Annotated in this window: 23 protein-coding genes; 10 read left to right on the top strand and 13 right to left on the bottom strand. The window is 58.5% G+C overall.

From position 1 onward, the window contains the following. Positions 1–371: 371 nt before the first annotated feature. From hisC to LCH65_RS02230, 10 genes are all read right to left on the bottom strand, one after another. On the bottom strand, positions 372–1,424 hold the full coding sequence (gene hisC, locus LCH65_RS02275; RefSeq protein ID WP_058416190.1) for a histidinol-phosphate transaminase: 1,053 nt from the start codon (positions 1,422–1,424) through the stop codon (positions 372–374). Then, positions 1,424–2,770, bottom strand: coding sequence for a histidinol dehydrogenase (hisD, locus tag LCH65_RS02270; protein WP_058397322.1), 1,347 nt, complete (start codon positions 2,768–2,770; stop codon positions 1,424–1,426). The genes hisC and hisD overlap by 1 nt, the downstream gene beginning before the upstream one ends. A 123-nt stretch (positions 2,771–2,893) precedes the next feature. Continuing rightward, on the bottom strand, positions 2,894–3,529 hold the full coding sequence (gene hisG / locus LCH65_RS02265) for an ATP phosphoribosyltransferase (protein ID WP_002555077.1): 636 nt from the start codon (positions 3,527–3,529) through the stop codon (positions 2,894–2,896). A gap of 153 nt (positions 3,530–3,682) precedes the next feature. Then, positions 3,683–4,948, bottom strand: coding sequence for a UDP-N-acetylglucosamine 1-carboxyvinyltransferase (gene murA / locus LCH65_RS02260; RefSeq protein WP_002555078.1), 1,266 nt, complete (start codon positions 4,946–4,948; stop codon positions 3,683–3,685). Between the two features lie 22 nt (positions 4,949–4,970). Continuing rightward, the gene (locus tag LCH65_RS02255; RefSeq protein ID WP_002555079.1) at positions 4,971–5,210 is read right to left on the bottom strand and encodes a BolA family protein; all 240 of its coding nucleotides are present in this window, start codon (positions 5,208–5,210) and stop codon (positions 4,971–4,973) included. 115 nt (positions 5,211–5,325) lie between these two features. Beyond that, the gene (locus LCH65_RS02250; RefSeq protein WP_003431491.1) at positions 5,326–5,631 is read right to left on the bottom strand and encodes an STAS domain-containing protein; all 306 of its coding nucleotides are present in this window, start codon (positions 5,629–5,631) and stop codon (positions 5,326–5,328) included. Further along, a complete protein-coding gene (locus LCH65_RS02245) occupies positions 5,628–6,278 on the bottom strand; it encodes an ABC transporter substrate-binding protein (RefSeq protein WP_003364082.1) in 651 nt (216 codons plus the stop codon). Before LCH65_RS02245 ends, LCH65_RS02250 begins: the two co-directional genes overlap by 4 nt. A 10-nt stretch (positions 6,279–6,288) precedes the next feature. Further along, positions 6,289–6,756, bottom strand: coding sequence for an outer membrane lipid asymmetry maintenance protein MlaD (gene mlaD, locus LCH65_RS02240; protein WP_003313587.1), 468 nt, complete (start codon positions 6,754–6,756; stop codon positions 6,289–6,291). After that, positions 6,756–7,553 carry a lipid asymmetry maintenance ABC transporter permease subunit MlaE gene (mlaE, locus tag LCH65_RS02235; protein ID WP_003364085.1) on the bottom strand — a complete coding sequence of 266 codons (798 nt, stop codon included), beginning with the start codon at positions 7,551–7,553 and terminating at the stop codon, positions 6,756–6,758. The genes mlaD and mlaE overlap by 1 nt, the downstream gene beginning before the upstream one ends. Further along, positions 7,553–8,362 (bottom strand): ATP-binding cassette domain-containing protein, encoded by an 810-nt coding sequence (locus LCH65_RS02230; protein ID WP_003313589.1) that lies wholly within the window; start codon positions 8,360–8,362, stop codon positions 7,553–7,555. Before LCH65_RS02230 ends, mlaE begins: the two co-directional genes overlap by 1 nt. A 304-nt stretch (positions 8,363–8,666) precedes the next feature. On the opposite strand from LCH65_RS02230, the gene LCH65_RS02225 reads away from it, so the two are divergent. The 10 genes from LCH65_RS02225 (at position 8,667) to LCH65_RS02180 (ending at position 15,706) form a co-directional block, all read left to right on the top strand. Then, positions 8,667–9,641 (top strand): KpsF/GutQ family sugar-phosphate isomerase, encoded by a 975-nt coding sequence (locus LCH65_RS02225; RefSeq protein ID WP_003400250.1) that lies wholly within the window; start codon positions 8,667–8,669, stop codon positions 9,639–9,641. Further along, positions 9,641–10,180 (top strand): HAD family hydrolase, encoded by a 540-nt coding sequence (locus LCH65_RS02220; protein ID WP_003413390.1) that lies wholly within the window; start codon positions 9,641–9,643, stop codon positions 10,178–10,180. Before LCH65_RS02225 ends, LCH65_RS02220 begins: the two co-directional genes overlap by 1 nt. A gap of 8 nt (positions 10,181–10,188) precedes the next feature. Next, positions 10,189–10,761 carry an LPS export ABC transporter periplasmic protein LptC gene (gene lptC, locus LCH65_RS02215; protein ID WP_024661038.1) on the top strand — a complete coding sequence of 191 codons (573 nt, stop codon included), beginning with the start codon at positions 10,189–10,191 and terminating at the stop codon, positions 10,759–10,761. Next, complete coding sequence (lptA, locus tag LCH65_RS02210; protein WP_002555088.1) at positions 10,748–11,296, top strand: lipopolysaccharide transport periplasmic protein LptA; 549 nt, start codon at positions 10,748–10,750, stop codon at positions 11,294–11,296. Before lptC ends, lptA begins: the two co-directional genes overlap by 14 nt. Continuing rightward, positions 11,297–12,022, top strand: coding sequence for an LPS export ABC transporter ATP-binding protein (gene lptB, locus LCH65_RS02205; protein ID WP_002555089.1), 726 nt, complete (start codon positions 11,297–11,299; stop codon positions 12,020–12,022). It abuts the gene before it with no gap. Positions 12,023–12,205: 183 nt separating this feature from the next. Continuing rightward, a complete protein-coding gene (locus tag LCH65_RS02200; protein ID WP_003364093.1) occupies positions 12,206–13,699 on the top strand; it encodes an RNA polymerase factor sigma-54 in 1,494 nt (497 codons plus the stop codon). Positions 13,700–13,774: 75 nt separating this feature from the next. Then, positions 13,775–14,083 carry a ribosome-associated translation inhibitor RaiA gene (gene raiA, locus LCH65_RS02195; protein ID WP_002555091.1) on the top strand — a complete coding sequence of 103 codons (309 nt, stop codon included), beginning with the start codon at positions 13,775–13,777 and terminating at the stop codon, positions 14,081–14,083. Positions 14,084–14,093: 10 nt separating this feature from the next. Continuing rightward, on the top strand, positions 14,094–14,558 hold the full coding sequence (gene ptsN / locus LCH65_RS02190) for a PTS IIA-like nitrogen regulatory protein PtsN (protein WP_003364094.1): 465 nt from the start codon (positions 14,094–14,096) through the stop codon (positions 14,556–14,558). 2 nt (positions 14,559–14,560) lie between these two features. Continuing rightward, positions 14,561–15,418, top strand: coding sequence for an RNase adapter RapZ (gene rapZ, locus LCH65_RS02185; RefSeq protein ID WP_226439101.1), 858 nt, complete (start codon positions 14,561–14,563; stop codon positions 15,416–15,418). Positions 15,419–15,433: 15 nt separating this feature from the next. Further along, positions 15,434–15,706, top strand: coding sequence for an HPr family phosphocarrier protein (locus LCH65_RS02180; protein ID WP_003364097.1), 273 nt, complete (start codon positions 15,434–15,436; stop codon positions 15,704–15,706). Between the two features lie 24 nt (positions 15,707–15,730). On the opposite strand, the gene LCH65_RS26170 is transcribed toward LCH65_RS02180, so the two are convergent. The 3 genes from LCH65_RS26170 to LCH65_RS02170 are packed head-to-tail and all read right to left on the bottom strand — an operon-like array spanning position 15,731 to position 16,967. Beyond that, entirely contained in the window at positions 15,731–15,865 is a 135-nt protein-coding gene (locus tag LCH65_RS26170) for a hypothetical protein (protein WP_255301235.1), read from the bottom strand. A gap of 27 nt (positions 15,866–15,892) precedes the next feature. Further along, positions 15,893–16,504 carry a superoxide dismutase gene (locus tag LCH65_RS02175; protein WP_003364098.1) on the bottom strand — a complete coding sequence of 204 codons (612 nt, stop codon included), beginning with the start codon at positions 16,502–16,504 and terminating at the stop codon, positions 15,893–15,895. 1 nt (position 16,505) lies between these two features. Further along, positions 16,506–16,967: a tetratricopeptide repeat protein gene (locus LCH65_RS02170; RefSeq protein WP_054082039.1), complete on the bottom strand. Its 462-nt coding sequence runs from the start codon at positions 16,965–16,967 to the stop codon at positions 16,506–16,508. Positions 16,968–17,034: the final 67 nt, after the last annotated feature.

The following is a 17,034-nucleotide window of genomic DNA, read 5'->3' as shown; positions in this document are numbered from 1 at the left end:
GGAGTTTCAGAGGCTGAACGGGCCTCTTCGCGAGCAAGCTCGCTCCCACACAGATCCGGAGTGTTTTCAAGCCATGCGAGACACTCACACAGGTCCGAAGTGTTTCAAGCAATGTAGATGCTCTGCGGCAGCGATGATCTTGTGGGAGCGAGCTTGCTCGCGAAGGCGGATTACCTGATCAATGGAGTTTCAGAGGCTGAACGGGCCTCTTCGCGAGCAAGCTCGCTCCCACACAGGTCCGGGGTGTTTTCGAGCCGTTTGGATTACTCACATAGGTCGGCGGTGTTTCCAGGCCATGCGGATGCTCTGCGGCATCGATGATGCTGTGGCAGCGCAAGGTCAGCCCGTTTTCGGGCTGACCGATCCGCGTCTCAGATGTCGCCCAGACCTTCCAGCAACGCCTGATGCTGCTCTGGCGTGCCGATGCTGATACGCAGGAACTGGGCGATTCGCTGCTGTTTGAAGTGGCGGACGATAACGCCCTGCTCGCGCAGTTTGGCGGCCAGTGCTGCGGCATCGTGTTGCGGGTGGCGAGCGAAGATGAAGTTGGCTGCCGATGGCAGCACTTCAAAGCCCTTGCCCTGCAACTGCTCGACCAGCGCCTCGCGGCTTTCGATGACCTTGTTGCAGGTCGTCTCGAAGTGCTCGCGATCCTCGAAAGCCGCTGCCCCTCCCACGTTGGCCATGCGGTCCAGCGGGTAGGAGTTGAAGCTATTCTTGACCCGCTCCAGCGCCTCGATCAGGTCAGGATGCCCCACCGCCAGGCCAACGCGCAGACCGGCCAGCGAGCGCGACTTGGACAGGGTCTGAGTGACCAGCAGGTTCGGGTAACGGTCGATCAGCGTAATGGCCGTCTCGCCACCAAAGTCGATATATGCTTCATCGACGACCACCACCGAATCCGGGCTGGCCTTGATGATCTGCTCGACCTTGTCCAGACCGAGCAGGCAACCCGTCGGCGCATTCGGGTTGGGGAAGATGATCCCGGCATTCGGCTTGGCATAGTCCACAGCACGGATCTGGAACTGCGCGTCCAGCGAGACCGTTTCATAGTCGATGCCATACAGGCCGCAATACACCGGATAGAAGCTGTAGCTGATATCCGGGAACAGCAGCGGAGCATCGTGCTGAAACAAAGCGTGGAAAATGTGCGCCAGCACTTCATCCGAGCCATTGCCCAGGAACACCTGATTGGGCTGCACCTTGTAGTAATCGGCGACAGCGTGCTTGAGCAGATCACTGTTGGGGTCCGGGTACAGACGCAAGTCGTCGGTCAGCGCAGCGCGCATGGCGTCGATGGCCTTTGGCGAAGGGCCATACGGGTTTTCATTGGTATTAAGCTTGACCAGTCGGGTCAGCTTCGGCTGTTCGCCCGGCACATAAGGCACCAGATCGCTGACAAAAGGGCTCCAGAATTTGCTCATTATTTGCCGTCCTCTGTGTTGCCTGCTTTCCAGTCAGGGTCAGTGATTCGATATTCGGCACTGCGCGCGTGGCCGCTCAGGGATTCGCCACGAGCCAGCACGGACGCTGTCTTGCCCAGCTCGGACGCACCTTGCGGCGAGCAATAGATGATCGACGAGCGCTTCTGGAAATCGTAGACGCCCAGCGGCGAAGAGAAACGCGCCGTGCCAGAGGTCGGCAACACATGGTTGGGACCTGCGCAGTAGTCGCCCAGTGCTTCGGAGGTGTGGCGCCCCATGAAGATCGCACCCGCATGGCGGATCTGCGGCAGCCAGGCTTCCGGATCGGCGACCGACAGTTCAAGGTGCTCGGGCGCAATGCGATTGGCGACTTCGATAGCCTGGGCCATGTCAGCCACCTTTATCAGCGCACCGCGGCCATTGATCGACGTTTCGACGATGGCCGCCCGCTCCATGGTCGGTAGCAGACGGGTGATGCTGGCGGCGACCTTGTCGAGAAATTCGGCATCCGGACTGACCAGAATGGCCTGGGCATCTTCGTCGTGCTCGGCCTGGGAGAACAGGTCCATGGCAATCCAGTCAGGATCGGTCTGGCCGTCACACACCACCAGAATTTCGGAAGGACCGGCGATCATGTCGATCCCCACCTGGCCGAACACATGACGCTTGGCGGTCGCCACGTAAATGTTGCCAGGACCGACCACCTTGTCGACTTTCGGCACGCTTTCAGTGCCGTACGCCAGCGCGGCAACAGCTTGTGCCCCGCCAATGGTGAACACCCGGTCAACCCCTGCAATACAGGCAGCGGCCAGCACCAGCTCGTTGATTTCACCACGCGGCGTCGGCACGACCATGACCACTTCGGTCACGCCTGCCACCTTGGCCGGTATGGCGTTCATCAATACCGAAGACGGGTAGGAAGCCTTGCCACCCGGCACGTACAGGCCTGCACGGTCCAGCGGCGTGACCTTCTGGCCCAGCACCGTGCCGTCGGCCTCGGTGTAGCTCCAGGAATCCTGCTTCTGCTTTTCGTGGTAGCTGCGTACACGCTCGGCGGCCTTTTCCAGGGCTTCGCGCTGAACCGGGGTAATGCGCGTCAACGCTAGCTCCAGGCGCTGGCGAGGCAGGATCAGGTCGGCCATCGACGCAACCTGTAGCCCGTCGAACTTCTGGGTGAACTCGACCAGCGCCGCGTCGCCCCGCTCACGCACCGCCTTGATGATGTCGAGCACGCGCTGGTTGACCGAATCGTCAGACACACTTTCCCAGCTCAGCAGATGATCCAGATGTCGTGCGAAATCCGGGTCAGCAGCGTCGAGTCGGCGAATTGCAGTGGGAGTGGTCATAGCGGGGCCTCAATAATTGGCGGATGCTCAGGAGCCTAAAGCTACCAAGCTATCCGCGCAGGCACCTGAGAAATTTGGCTATGACACGGATAGCTGGACGCAACTCAACGTTGCGTGAAGGGATCAGCTACGGTGTCGCGACTCCACTGCCTTGCGCAGGGTGTCGATGAGGGCCTGGATACGTGCGTGCTGCATCTTCATGGAGGCCTTGTTGACCACCAGACGCGAACTGATGGTCGCGATCAGTTCCTGAGGCTCGAGGCCGTTGGCGCGCAAGGTGTTACCGGTGTCGACCACATCGATGATCTTGTCTGCCAGGCCAATCAGCGGTGCCAGCTCCATGGAGCCGTACAACTTGATGATATCGACCTGACGGCCCTGCTCGGCGTAGTAACGCTTGGCAACGTTGACGAACTTGGTAGCCACGCGCAGACGGCCCTTGGGCTCGACCGCACCGATGGCGCCAGCGGTCATCAGCTTGCACTTGGCAATCTGCAGGTCCAGCGGCTCATAGAGGCCCTGACCGGTGTATTCCATCAACACATCCTTGCCCGCGACACCCAGATCGGCGGCACCATGCTCGACATAGGTCGGCACGTCGGTGGCGCGCACGATCAGCAGGCGCACATCGGCCTGAGTCGTGGGGATGATGAGCTTGCGGCTCTTGTCCGGATTCTCGGTCGGCACGATGCCCGCTTCAGCGAGAAGCGGCAGGGTGTCATCAAGAATGCGGCCCTTGGACAGTGCGATGGTCAACATGGGAAACGTAAGTCCTTATCAGGAAACTTTTGTCACGACGCAAGCGGCGCATGACAGCCCTCAGGCCTGTTGACCTGAAGTGAAACGAATCAGAAATCACACCCGCGACAGAACAGGCGGCCCCGATGCCAGCGGCATCAGGGCCGCCTGCTGCTAGCCCGGAACGCGGCGGATCTTGGCACCCAGCATTTGCAGCTTCTCTTCGATGCACTCGTAACCACGGTCTATGTGGTAGATGCGGTCGATCAGCGTGTCGCCCTGAGCGACCAGCGCCGAGATCACCAGACTGGCCGATGCACGCAGGTCGGTCGCCATGACTGGCGCGCCCTTGAGTACTTCGGTGCCGGTGACAATGGCGGTGTTGCCTTCAACCTGAATCTGAGCACCCATGCGGTGCATTTCATACACGTGCATGAAGCGGTTTTCGAAGATGGTCTCGATGACCGCCCCCGTGCCCTCGGCAATCGCGTTGAGCGAAATGAACTGCGCCTGCATGTCGGTCGGGAACGCCGGGTAAGGCGCGGTACGCACATTGACCGCCTTTGGACGCTTGCCGTGCATGTTCAGCTCGATCCAGTCTTCACCGGTCGTGACTTCAGCACCTGCTTCCTGAAGCTTGAGCAGCACAGCTTCGAGGATGGTCGGATCGGTGTCCTTGACCTTAACGCGACCGCCGGTAACAGCAGCGGCCACCAGGTAGGTGCCGGTCTCGATACGGTCAGGCATGACCTTATAAGTGGCCGGGCCCAGACGCTTGACGCCATCGATGGTGATGGTGTCGGTACCTGCACCGTGAATCTTGGCGCCCATTGCGATCAGGAAGTTGGCCAGATCGACAACCTCGGGCTCGCGTGCGGCGTTCTGCAGCACGCTGCGACCGTTGGCGAGGCTGGCTGCCATCATGATGTTCTCAGTACCGGTCACGCTCACGGTATCGAAGAAGAAGTTGGCACCGCGCAAGCCACCCTCGGGTGCCTTGGCCTTGATGTAGCCACCTTCGACGTCGATGATCGCGCCCATGGCTTCAAGACCACGGATGTGCAGGTCGACCGGACGCGAACCGATGGCACAGCCGCCTGGCAGAGCCACTTCGGCCTCACCGAATCGAGCGACCATCGGGCCCAGCACCAGAATCGACGCACGCATGGTTTTCACCAGTTCGTACGGGGCGACCAGGGTCTTGATGGTGCGCGGATCGATTTCGACACTGAGCTTTTCGTCGATGACAGGCTCGATGCCCATGCGACCGAACAGCTCGATCATGGTCGTGATGTCGTGCAGGTGCGGCAGGTTCTGAACGGTGACGGGTCCGTCCGCCAGCAACGTGGCGGCAAGGATCGGCAGGGCAGAGTTCTTTGCCCCGGAAATGCGAATTTCGCCATCAAGACGAACGCCGCCGGTAATAATCAATTTATCCATTAGAGTCTCGACACCAATTGGCTCAGGAACGCTCGGCCCATGCAGCGCGGCTGAAAAATTTCATGGTCACCGCGTGGATGCTGCCATCGGCAATCCAGGGGTTCAGATGGGTATAAATCTGTTGCTGACGTTTGACCGGGCTCAGGCCGGCCAACTCGTCGCTGATGATGTTCAACTGGAAGTTGCAGCCTTCGCCTTCGACTTCCACTTTGATTTCCGGCAGCTTTCCTTCAAGGAAGCTTTTAACTTCTACGGCCTGCATGCTTAACCTCGATCGGCGCTGTACGCGCGCGGGTCTGGCATCATACAAAAAAAGCCCATGTTATGCGAAGCCCGACAAGCAGGTCCCGGATAAAGGGCTTTTTCGATGATGCCTTTCAGTGGGCGTCCAGCAGCTCGGTCAAACCTGATACGCGAGCTATCTGGCGCATGTCTTCGGGGAGTGCACGGATGGTCATCGACTTGCCCGCATCACGGGCGTCGCGCATGAACGCCAGCAACAAGGCCAGGCCGACGCTGCTGGACTTCTCGACACCCGAGCAGTCAAGCGTGAGGTCTGCCAGATCACCGGACTTGATCAACGCCGCACCCTGCTTGCGCAGTTGCGGCCCTGTACGGTAATCCAGCACACCGATCAGCCTGAGCTCACCCGGCCCGACGAGGCGGACGGCAGATTCGGTCATTGCACCGGCTTCTGCGTGGCATCAACGGTAGATTTGGTCTTGGCCACTTCGCCAGCCCAGTTGTTGATGGTGGTATCCAGGTTGTTGCCGTTGCGCTGCATGGCATCGGCGAACTGATCACGGAACAGCTTGCCGATATTGATACCGTTGATGACAACGTTACGCACTTTCCACTCGCCGTTCAGCTTGACCAGCGTGTAGGAAACCGGATAGATCGCGCCGTTATTGCCCTTGACCTGCATGTCAACGCTGGTGCGGTCATCGCCTTCGTCCTTGGCAGGTGCGACGGTGATGCCCTGGTTGTTGAATTCAAGCAAGGCATTGCCGTAGAACTGCATCAGGCTGCGCTTGAAGTTTTCCTCGAAACGCTTCACCTGTTCAGGGCTCGCCTTGCGGGAGTACTTCACGGTCATGATGCTTTTGGAAATGCCATCGGCATCCACGACAGGACCGACAATGCGGTTCAGTGCATCATAGAACGCGCTTGGGTTGGCTTTGTACTGCTCGCGATTGGTCGCCAGGTCACTCAACAGTTCCTTGGTGGTGCGCTCCACCAGGTCATGAGCCGACGGGGTCGCCGCGGCATTCGCCAGCATTGGCAGAGTGGCCAGCAATACCAGCAGGCCACGGCGCAGAATAGAGATCATTTGAAGCTCCTCACTTGGCGTCTTTACTAACAGTATTGAGCAGGAATTTTCCGATCAGGTCTTCCAGCACCAGCGACGACTGCGTGTCATGGATAGTCCCGCCATCCTTGAGCAGCTTGTCATCGCCACCGACGCTCAGACCGATGTATTTTTCACCCAGCAAACCGGCAGTCAGAATCGACGCAGTCGAGTCCGAAGGCAGGTTATCGACCTTCTTCTGAATCTCCAGCGTGACGCGACCGGTAAAGGTATCGCGATCCAGATCGATCGCCGTCACCTTGCCGATCGTGACGCCAGCCATGCTTACCTTGGCTCTGACAGTCAAACCGGCAATATTGTCGAAGTAGGCATAAAGTTTATAAGTGTCGGTGCTCGCGCTCGTGCTCAGACCACTGACTCGCAGGGCCAGCAGGAGCAGAGCCAGTATCCCCGCCAGCAGGAACAGACCGACTCCGGTTTCGATGGCACGGTTTTGCATCAGAAATCTCCAAACATCAAAGCGGTCAAAATAAAGTCCAGTCCCAGCACGGCCAACGAGGCGTATACGACGGTTCTGGTCGTCGCGCGACTGATCCCCTCGGAAGTAGGCTCGCAATCGTAACCCTGGAAAACGGCAATCCATGTCACCACGAAGGCAAATACGACGCTTTTGATCACCCCATTGAGCACATCGTTCGTGAAAGAAACGCTGTTCTGCATGTTCGACCAAAAAGAACCGTCATAGACTCCGAGCCAATCGATCGCCACCCAGGAAGCCCCCCAGATACCGACCACGCTGAAAATCATCGCCAGAATCGGCAACGAGATGAAGCCGGCCCACAGACGCGGCGCAACGATGTACTTGAGTGGATCGACACCGATCATTTCAAGGCTCGACAGCTGCTCGGTGGATTTCATGTTGCCGATCTCGGCGGTCAATGCAGACCCGGCACGACCGGCGAACAGCAAGGCCGTCACCACAGGACCGAGTTCACGCAGCAGGGTCAGGGCAACCATCTGGCCGACCGCCTGCTCCGAACCGTATTTGGTCAGGATGCTGAAGCCCTGCAACGCCAGTACCATGCCGATGAACATGCCGGACACCACAATGATGACCAGCGACATGACCCCCACCGAATACAGCTGCCTGACCAGCAATTGAAAACTGCTGCCGGCACCGCCGCGACCGAGCAGGGCGTGCACCAAAAACAGACCGGAACGCCCCAGAACAGTAACAATATCAATGGCCGAACGCCCCAGCAGGCTGACCCGGTCCATCAGTGACTTATTGCGCATCAGCGCTTCCCCAATAGATCTTCGCGAAAATCCGGCGCCGGATAGTGGAACGGTACAGGGCCGTCCGGCTCGCCGGTCATGAATTGACGAATACGTGGATTGTCCGAGGACATCAGTTCCTGCGGCGTACCCTGCCCCAGCACCTGCCCGTCGCCGACGACATATAGATAGTCGGCAATGCTCGCAGTCTCGCTGAGGTCATGGGACACCACGATGCTGGTGATACCCAGTGCGTCGTTAAGCAGCCGGATCAGACGCACCAGCACCCCCATCGCAATAGGGTCCTGCCCGACAAAGGGCTCGTCATACATGAGAATCTGCGGATCGAGAGCGATTGCGCGCGCCAGCGCGACACGACGCTTCATGCCGCCCGATAATTCGTCCGGCATCAGTTCCACCGCGCCGCGCAGGCCCACGGCCTGAAGCTTGAGCAGAACGATGTCGCGGATCATTTCTTCCGGCAGCTCGGTGTGCACGCGCAGGGGAAAGGCGACGTTTTCGAAAACATCCAGATCGGTAAACAGTGCACCGCTCTGAAACAAAACGCCCATCTGCTTGCGGGCATCGAACAGATCACTGCGCGACAGCTCCGGCAGATTCTGGCCATTGACCCACACCTGTCCCTCGCTCGGGCGCAACTGGGCACCCATCAGGCGCAACAGGGTGGTCTTGCCGCAACCTGACGGCCCCATGATCCCGGTAACCTTGCCGCGCGGAATACGAATATCAACGTTATTGAAAATGCTGCGCGCACCGCGTTTGAAAGACACACCTTTCAACTCGACCGCATAGGCGTCATCAGGACTCATCTAAACTCCTTGCGATACAGCTTCCGCCTTGAGCCGTCGGTTTTTGAACACCGACAGGCTGTCCAGGCGTGCCGAACAGGCCGCGAACTATATCACCGCAGCCACCCGCCCCCAAGAAGAGAACCGAGCGGTTCAGGTATTCGCTGAATTATTCTGTACCACAATGTTATGGCCACAGGCTTGAATACAGACCCGCAGGTACGTAGAAAATTCGTTTAAAAACAACACAACGACGATCAGACGTGAGGGAATCGTTCATTACCGCTATAATCGCCGCCTTTCAGCAGGCTGACCCTTTCCAGACATGAACCAATCCAGTGACCTGATCCAATCGGCGCAACGCACCATTCGCCTTGAGATAGAAGCCATGCAAGGCTTGCTTGAACGTCTTGACGGCGATTTCGTGCGCGCGTGCGAAATGATCCTTGCCAGCAAAGGGCGCGTGGTCGTGGTCGGCATGGGCAAGTCCGGACATATCGGCAACAAGATCGCTGCCACGCTGGCGAGCACGGGCACCACCTCTTTTTTCGTGCATCCGGCCGAAGCCAGCCATGGCGACATGGGCATGATCACCCGTGACGACATCATCCTGGCCTTGTCGAACTCTGGCAGCACCAACGAAATCGTCACCCTGCTGCCACTGATCAAGCGCCTGGGCATAAAGATGATCAGCCTGACCGGCGACCCCGAGTCCATTCTGGCCAAGGCTGCCGACATCAACCTCAACGCGCATGTCGTGCATGAGGCCTGCCCGCTCAACCTGGCACCGACGTCCTCGACAACCGCCGCACTGGTCATGGGCGACGCCCTCGCCGTAGCGCTGCTCGACGCCCGCGGTTTCACCGCCGAAGATTTCGCATTCTCACATCCGGGCGGCGCATTGGGTCGTCGCCTGCTGCTCAAGGTCGAGAATGTGATGCACTCCGGCGAATCACTGCCCAGCGTGCAACGCGGTACCCTGCTGCGCGACGCACTGCTTGAAATGACTCGTAAAGGTCTGGGCATGACCGCCATCGTCGAAGCCGATGGCACCCTGGCCGGCATCTTCACGGACGGTGACTTGCGCCGGACGCTGGACCGCCCTGTCGATATCCGCCAGACCATCATCGATGAGGTCATGACGCTTCATGGCAAGACCGCCCATGCCGAGATGCTCGCCGCCGAGGCGCTGAAAATCATGGAGGACAACAAAATCAGTGCGCTTGTTGTCGTAGACCAGAACGACCGGCCGGTTGGCGCATTCAACCTGCAGGATCTCCTGCGCGCAGGCGTCATGTAATGGAAACCGAAATAATGACCCAGGATCTCATGCAACGCGGCAAGGCCATCAAGCTGGCAGTCTTCGACGTCGATGGCGTGCTGACCGATGGCCGCCTTTACTTCATGGAAGACGGCAGCGAGATCAAGACATTCAATACCCTCGACGGCCAAGGCATTAAAATGCTGATAGCTTCGGGCGTCACCACGGCGATCATCAGTGGCCGCAAGACCGCGATAGTCGAGCGCCGGGCAAAGAGCCTGGGCATTGAACACCTGTTCCAGGGGCGTGAAGACAAACTGGTAGTGCTGGACAAGTTGCTGGCAGAACTCAATCTGAGTTACGAACAAGTCGCCTATCTGGGTGATGATCTGCCAGACTTGCCCGTCATCAGACGCGTAGGTCTGGGCATGGCAGTGGCCAATGCTGCCGGCTTTGTACGCGAGCATGCACACGGGATAACCAGGGCGCGAGGCGGCGAAGGCGCAGCGCGCGAATTCTGCGAACTGATTCTGAGTGCGCAAGGCAACCTTGAAGCGGCTCACTCCGCCTATTTATAGAAGCCATTATGTTCACTAAAAAAATTCGCAAGTTCCTGCTTCTCGGGGTACTGGCGCTGCTGCTGGCAGCGGTCGGCTACTGGAACATCAGCCCGGAAAGCTTCATGGATCAACCGGTCTCGACGGTCGACGACACTGTCATCGACTACTATGCAATCAACGCCCACAGCGTTCAGTACCTGCCCGACGGCACGCTTCAGTACGACATGACCTCCGACAAGGTGGAGCATGTGAAAGCCACTGACGTGACCCTGCTGACCACGCCAGACCTGCACATGTACCGCGGCGGCGAGTTTCCCTGGCACGTGCAGAGCAAGAAAGGCGAGGTTTCGTCCGGCGGCGACCAGGTCGAGCTGATCGATTCCGTGCGCGTTGAACGCACCGATGAAAAACAACGTACGACTATCATCACCAGTAGTCGCATGACCGTATTCCCTCAGAAGCAATATGCGCAGACCGACCAAGACGTTAGAATCGACGGCGCAGGCGGTGTGACCACGGCCAAGGGAATGAAAGCGTATTTGAAAGACAGCAGGATGGACCTGCTGTCCAACGTAAGAGGACAGTATGAGGCTCGTTAAAACTCTTCCTTTATTGCTCGGCCTGGGCGCAGCACTGGGAAGCGCGAGCGCCTGGTCCCTGCCAACCGACCGAGATCAGCCTATCCACATCCAGTCTGACGATGCTCAGCTCGATGACAAGAAAGGCGTGGCGACTTACAAGGGCAATGTCATCATCACTCAGGGCTCGATGAAAATCACGGGCAACACCGTGACGATCACGCGTAATGCCCAGGGCGAAGTCGACGTATTCACCTCGGTCGGCAATCTGGCCTACTACGAGCAGAAGCCTGCCGTGGACAAGCCGATCGTGCAGGCCTATGCCGTCACCATTCAGTATTACGCCGGCCAGGACCGTATCGTCCTGATCGACAAGGCCAAGGTCATCAATGATGGCAACACCTCGGAAGGCGAGAAAATCGTCTATGACACGGTCAGACAGGTCGTCAGTGCCGGTCGGGCCAATGGCGGTGCCAAGGTGACTACACCACGTCCGCGTATCGACATGGTCATCCAGCCGAAAAAGAAAACCGATCAACCTCAGAAGGCCCAGTAAATGGCGACGCTCAAAGCCCAGCATCTGGCTAAAAGCTACAAAAGCCGGCAGGTCGTGCGCGATGTGAGCATCTCCATCGACAGCGGCCAGATCGTCGGCCTGCTGGGCCCGAACGGCGCCGGCAAGACCACCTGCTTCTACATGATCGTGGGTCTGGTGCAGGCTGATCAGGGTCGTGTGCTGATTGACGATCTGGATGTCAGCCATCAACCCATGCACGGTCGCGCCCGCGCGGGTATCGGCTACCTGCCACAGGAAGCCTCGATCTTCCGCAAGCTCTCGGTGTCCGACAACATCATGGCGATTCTCGAGACCCGCAAGGAGCTCGACGCCGGTGCACGCCGCAAGGAACTGGAAAGCCTTCTGCAGGAGTTCCACATCACCCATATCCGCGACAACCTGGGCATGAGCCTGTCGGGTGGTGAACGTCGCCGTGTGGAAATCGCCCGAGCCCTGGCCACCGCGCCGAAATTCATCCTGCTGGATGAACCATTCGCAGGTGTCGACCCTATTTCGGTAGGCGACATCAAGCAGATCATTCACCATCTCAAGGCCAAGGGCATCGGTGTACTGATCACCGACCACAACGTCCGGGAAACACTGGATATCTGCGAAACGGCCTACATCGTCAACGATGGACAGCTGATTGCGGAAGGCGACTCCGAGACCATTCTGGCGAACCAGCTGGTGAAAGAGGTCTACCTCGGCCACGAGTTCCGCCTTTAATCGACTGCCCCTTTGCGCTTCGCAGCCGATTGATGCCTACGCAGTGTATTGACAACATTTTATTTGTCATATCACTCTAGGCAAATGCACAGGTTTCAGGCATATAATTTGCTTAAGTTGGCGCCACGGCGCCTGTAGTAGATGGCGCATGCGCGCCGGCGAATAAGGTGTTTAGCCCCTGCCATGAAACCATCGCTAGTCTTGAGAATGGGCCAGCAGCTGACGATGACACCGCAGCTGCAACAGGCAATCCGCTTACTTCAGCTTTCAACTCTGGATCTTCAGCAGGAGATCCAGGAAGCGCTGGAGTCAAACCCTATGCTGGAGCGGCAGGAAGAAGGCGACGACTTCGACAACTCCGACCCGCTTGCCGACAACATCGAACAAAAGCCCAACCCCGACGTTCAGGAACCGACCTATCAGGAATCCGCGCCTACCGTGGACAATCTTGAAGACGGTGAATGGAACGAGCGCATTCCCAACGAGCTGCCCGTGGATACTGCATGGGAAGACATCTACCAGACCAGCGCCAGCAGCCTGCCAAGCAACGATGACGACGAGTGGGACTTCACCACACGCACCTCCGCCGGTGAAAGCCTGCAAAGCCACCTGCTGTGGCAACTGAATGTTGCGCCGATGTCCGACAAGGACCGTTTGGTAGCGGTCACGCTGATCGACTGCATCAACAATCAGGGCTACCTCGACGAGACGCTCGATGAGATTCTCGAGTCGTTCGACCCTGAGCTGGACATCGAGCTCGACGAGATCGAAGCCGTACTGCATCGCATCCAGCAGTTCGAACCTGCCGGCATCGGTGCTCGCAATCTGAGCGAATGCCTGCTGCTGCAACTGCGCCAGCTGCCAGCGAAAACGCCGTGGCTGACAGAAGCACAGCGCCTGGTCAGCGACTACATCGATCTGCTCGGAAGCCGCGACTACGGCCAGCTGATGCGGCGCATGAAGCTCAAGGAAGACGAGCTGCGCCAGGTCATCGAGCTGGTGCAAAGCCTCAACCCGCGTCCAGGCTCGCAGATCGAATCCACCGAAGCCGAATACGTCATTCCGGACGTGATCGTGCGCAAGGACAACGAACGCTGGCTGGTCGAACTCAATCAGGAGTCGGTGCCACGCCTGCGGGTCAATCCGCAATACGCGGGCTTCGTGCGGCGCGCTGACACCAGCGCAGACAACACCTTCATGCGCAATCAGTTGCAGGAAGCGCGCTGGTTCATCAAAAGCCTGCAAAGCCGCAACGAAACACTGATGAAGGTCGCCACGCAGATCGTCGAACACCAGCGCGGTTTCCTCGAGTACGGCGACGAGGCCATGAAGCCGCTCGTCCTGCACGACATTGCCGAGGCAGTTGGCATGCACGAATCGACTATCTCGCGGGTGACCACGCAGAAATTCATGCACACCCCACGTGGCATTTACGAGCTGAAATACTTCTTCTCAAGCCATGTGAGCACCTCCGAGGGCGGAGAATGCTCGTCCACGGCAATTCGCGCAATCATCAAAAAACTGGTTGCGGCGGAAAATCAGAAAAAGCCGTTGAGTGATAGTAAGATCGCTGGTTTACTGGAGGCACAAGGCATTCAAGTAGCCCGTCGCACAGTCGCCAAGTACCGTGAGTCTCTCGGGATCGCCCCTTCCAGTGAGCGTAAGCGACTGATGTGATGCAGGCCGAGCCACAGCGTCCCAGTGGCAGGCGCCATGCCTGCCTCTTTATGCACTGGCAAAGGAGAAAGCTGTATGCAAGTCAACATCAGTGGACACCAACTGGAAGTGACCAAACCCCTTCGTGAATACGTTGAGCTCAAGCTCAAGAAGCTCGAAGGGCATTTTGACAAGATTACCAACGTGCAGGTCACGATGACGGTCGAAAAGCTCAAGCAAAAGATCGAAGCCACGTTGCACATCCATGGTGGAGAGGTCGTTGCCAATGCTGAACATGATGACATGTACGCTGCCATCGACCTGCTCACTGACAAGCTAGACCGACAATTGCTCAAGCATAAGGAAAAGCAGCAAAGCATCCTCAAAGGTGCGGCCGCTCGCTAACGCCCATTTAATGATCCGAATCGAAAATATCCTGACCCCCGGCCGCTCCCTCGTGAACGTGCCGGGTGGCAGCAAAAAGCGTGTACTCGAAGAAATTGCCAACCTGATCGGCCGTGAAGTGCCGGGCATGGTCTCGGATACAGTATTCGCAAGCCTCGTTGCCCGGGAAAAACTGGGCTCGACCGGTTTTGGCAACGGTATTGCCATTCCCCACTGCCGCCTTGCTGACTGCAGCGAGCCTGTCAGTGCAGTCATTCACCTCGCTACACCCGTGGATTTCGACGCCATCGATGGCGCGCCGGTTGACCTGCTGTTCGTCCTGCTGGTCCCGCAAGCCGCTACCGATGAGCACCTGGAGCTGCTGCGCCAGATCGCCAGCATGCTCGACGACAAAGATGTGCGTAAGCGCCTGCGCAGTGCCGAAAGCGCTCAGGCGCTTTATCAAGTGGTGCTGGACGTGCAGAACGGAAACTGACCATGCGCATGATCATCGTCAGCGGTCGCTCCGGCTCAGGCAAGAGTACGGCGCTCGATGTGCTGGAAGACAACGGTTTTTACTGTGTCGATAACCTGCCGGCAGGTCTGTTGCCAGAGCTGGCGGAACGCGCGCTGATCAACACCGAACTCGCCGAACCGCTGCTGGCGGTTTCGATAGATGCGCGCAACCTGCCCAGCCATCTGACCCGTTTTCCGCAGATGCTGAATGAAGTCCGCGCGCGCAATATTCAGTGCGACGTGCTCTACTTGGATGCAGACGAAACCACACTGCTCAAGCGCTTCTCGGAAACCCGGCGCCGCCACCCCCTGAGCACGGCCGATCGTTCGCTGGCCGAAGCGATACGCGACGAGACCGCACTGCTTGGCCCGATCATCGATCTGGCCGACCTGAAGATCAACACCACCCACCTGAACCTCTATCAGTTGCGCGACGCGCTCAAGCTTCGCCTGCTGAACAAGCCCGAGCCAGGCACGGCGTTTCTGATCGAGTCATTTGGTTTCAAGCGTGGCATGCCCATCGATGCAGACCTGGTATTCGATGTGCGCTGCCTGCCCAATCCCTACTGGAAACCAGAACTGCGCGACCATTCAGGGCTTGAACAGCCTGTTATCGACTACCTGTCGGTGCAGCCTGATGTCGAAGAAATGTTTCAGGACATCTTTGCCTACCTGAACAAATGGCTACCCCGGTTTGCAGCCAGTAACCGTTCCTACGTTACCATTGCCATCGGCTGCACCGGCGGACACCACCGTTCGGTCTACCTGACCGAGCGGCTTGGTCAGGTTTTGCAACAATCACTCAAGAACGTTCAGGTCCGCCACCGCGACCTCAGCTGAAGGATTTTCACTGCGATGCCCGCTCGTCAAATCACCATCATCAACAAACTGGGCCTGCATGCCCGCGCTGCCGCCAAATTCGTCGGCGTCGCAGGCAAGTTCCCCTGCAAGATCAGGGTCGGCCGCACTCCGGAGAGCATGGTTGACGGCAAAAGCATCATGGCCGTGATGATGCTGGCTGCCGGCAAGGGCACCGAGATCCACCTGCACACTGAAGGCGAATTCGAACAGGAAGCGCTCGATGGCCTGGTCGAGCTGATCAACAACCGGTTTGATGAGGGCGAATAAGCCCTCGGACAAACGCGGTATACGTCACCACCAGCCTTGCAAGTGCATCCAGCTCAGCCCATGGGCAACCAGTAGCGCCATACCCGCCAACAACAGCACGCTACCCACTACCAGCCGAAATAACCGCGCAGTACTGAGCGTAAGGAATCCGAAGCGCATGGGCTGCCTTGGGTCCGGTTGCCAGGCTCAGGCCAGGGCGGCCTGATAACGGCGGGACACCTCATCCCAGTTGATCACGTTGTAGAACGCGTTGATGTATTCGGGACGACGGTTCTGATAGCGCAGGTAGTAAGCGTGCTCCCACACGTCCAGCCCTAGAATCGGCGTGTTGCCGTTCATCAGCGGGCTGTCCTGATTACCGCTGCTTTCCACCACCAGCTTCTTGTCAGGCGTGACGCTCAGCCATGCCCAGCCACTGCCGAATCGGGTCAACGCGGCCTTGGTGAACGCCTCCTTGAAGCTTTCGTAGCCGCCCAGTTGTTCGTCAATCGCCAACGCGACAGCGCCTGTGGGCAAGCCTCCCCCGCCCGGCACCATGACTTCCCAGAACAACGAATGATTGGCATGGCCGCCACCCTGATTGATCACCGCTGGACGCAGGTTTTCAGGCAATTGCTGGACACTGGCGACGAGTTTCTCGACAGACCAGTCCGCAAACTCCGTGCCTTCCACCGCTGCATTGAGATTGTTGATGTACGTCTGGTGATGCTTGGTGTAGTGGATTTCCATGGTTTGCGCATCGATATGCGGTTCAAGGGCATCGTATGCGTAAGGCAGTGCGGGCAAGGTGTATGGCATGTCAGTGTGCTCCGTAGAAAAGTCCGGAAGGGGCTCCCGAATGGCGTTGCAGCGCTGAGCGCGTATGCTCACCGCTGCTGTTCAGCAACCGATGGGTGCGCGGGTATTCGCCATGTTCGCTGATGAAACTCAGCAGCTCGGCGTAGGTTTTGCTGCTATGACGCAAGGCCGCCTCGCGCAGGGCGGGCGGGAGGCGCTGATCCTGTAGGGTCCGCAACAGGTGCTGGTGGATGGCACACAGGTACTCGGCGCTCTCCTCCGGCTGGCCCAGACTCAGGTGCAGATCCGCCAGGTTATGGTGAGAAATCACACAGGCCGCGACCGCTTCGTCGGCATCCGCCCAGCGTTCGAACAGGACTTGCGCCAACGCCAGCGCCTGAAGGTACAACTCGCGGGCCTCGACCCACTCGCCGAGATTGAAACAGCGATTGGCCTGCTCAATGGTGCGTTTCCAATGCTGCATGACATACCTCCAGGAACGTTGGCTAGGCAGCGATCATGGGCCAGGGCGTGGCGGTCAATCGCGTCAG

Origin of the sequence: Pseudomonas sp. MWU16-30316 (assembly GCF_020515645.1) — a bacterium.
In the GTDB taxonomy this organism is placed as follows: domain Bacteria; phylum Pseudomonadota; class Gammaproteobacteria; order Pseudomonadales; family Pseudomonadaceae; genus Aquipseudomonas; species Aquipseudomonas cerasi.
Note: the sequence above shows the minus strand (reverse complement) of the source record. Positions and strands in the feature narration are given on the sequence as shown.

Coding starts and splice junctions, on each gene's coding strand:
- lptB (WP_002555089.1), top strand. CDS start 11,297: ATGGCGACGCTCAAAGCCCAGCATCTGGCTAAAAGCTACAAAAGCCGG.
- mlaE (WP_003364085.1), bottom strand. CDS start 7,553: ATGCGCAATAAGTCACTGATGGACCGGGTCAGCCTGCTGGGGCGTTCG.
- lptA (WP_002555088.1), top strand. CDS start 10,748: ATGAGGCTCGTTAAAACTCTTCCTTTATTGCTCGGCCTGGGCGCAGCA.
- LCH65_RS02225 (WP_003400250.1), top strand. CDS start 8,667: ATGAACCAATCCAGTGACCTGATCCAATCGGCGCAACGCACCATTCGC.
- ptsN (WP_003364094.1), top strand. CDS start 14,094: ATGATCCGAATCGAAAATATCCTGACCCCCGGCCGCTCCCTCGTGAAC.
- LCH65_RS02250 (WP_003431491.1), bottom strand. CDS start 5,631: ATGACCGAATCTGCCGTCCGCCTCGTCGGGCCGGGTGAGCTCAGGCTG.
- LCH65_RS26170 (WP_255301235.1), bottom strand. CDS start 15,865: ATGCGCTTCGGATTCCTTACGCTCAGTACTGCGCGGTTATTTCGGCTG.
- LCH65_RS02255 (WP_002555079.1), bottom strand. CDS start 5,210: ATGCAGGCCGTAGAAGTTAAAAGCTTCCTTGAAGGAAAGCTGCCGGAA.
- LCH65_RS02245 (WP_003364082.1), bottom strand. CDS start 6,278: ATGATCTCTATTCTGCGCCGTGGCCTGCTGGTATTGCTGGCCACTCTG.
- lptC (WP_024661038.1), top strand. CDS start 10,189: ATGTTCACTAAAAAAATTCGCAAGTTCCTGCTTCTCGGGGTACTGGCG.
- LCH65_RS02180 (WP_003364097.1), top strand. CDS start 15,434: ATGCCCGCTCGTCAAATCACCATCATCAACAAACTGGGCCTGCATGCC.
- raiA (WP_002555091.1), top strand. CDS start 13,775: ATGCAAGTCAACATCAGTGGACACCAACTGGAAGTGACCAAACCCCTT.
- hisD (WP_058397322.1), bottom strand. CDS start 2,770: ATGACCACTCCCACTGCAATTCGCCGACTCGACGCTGCTGACCCGGAT.
- murA (WP_002555078.1), bottom strand. CDS start 4,948: ATGGATAAATTGATTATTACCGGCGGCGTTCGTCTTGATGGCGAAATT.
- LCH65_RS02220 (WP_003413390.1), top strand. CDS start 9,641: ATGGAAACCGAAATAATGACCCAGGATCTCATGCAACGCGGCAAGGCC.
- rapZ (WP_226439101.1), top strand. CDS start 14,561: ATGCGCATGATCATCGTCAGCGGTCGCTCCGGCTCAGGCAAGAGTACG.
- LCH65_RS02175 (WP_003364098.1), bottom strand. CDS start 16,504: ATGCCATACACCTTGCCCGCACTGCCTTACGCATACGATGCCCTTGAA.
- mlaD (WP_003313587.1), bottom strand. CDS start 6,756: ATGCAAAACCGTGCCATCGAAACCGGAGTCGGTCTGTTCCTGCTGGCG.
- LCH65_RS02170 (WP_054082039.1), bottom strand. CDS start 16,967: ATGCAGCATTGGAAACGCACCATTGAGCAGGCCAATCGCTGTTTCAAT.
- hisC (WP_058416190.1), bottom strand. CDS start 1,424: ATGAGCAAATTCTGGAGCCCTTTTGTCAGCGATCTGGTGCCTTATGTG.
- LCH65_RS02230 (WP_003313589.1), bottom strand. CDS start 8,362: ATGAGTCCTGATGACGCCTATGCGGTCGAGTTGAAAGGTGTGTCTTTC.
- hisG (WP_002555077.1), bottom strand. CDS start 3,529: ATGTTGACCATCGCACTGTCCAAGGGCCGCATTCTTGATGACACCCTG.
- LCH65_RS02200 (WP_003364093.1), top strand. CDS start 12,206: ATGAAACCATCGCTAGTCTTGAGAATGGGCCAGCAGCTGACGATGACA.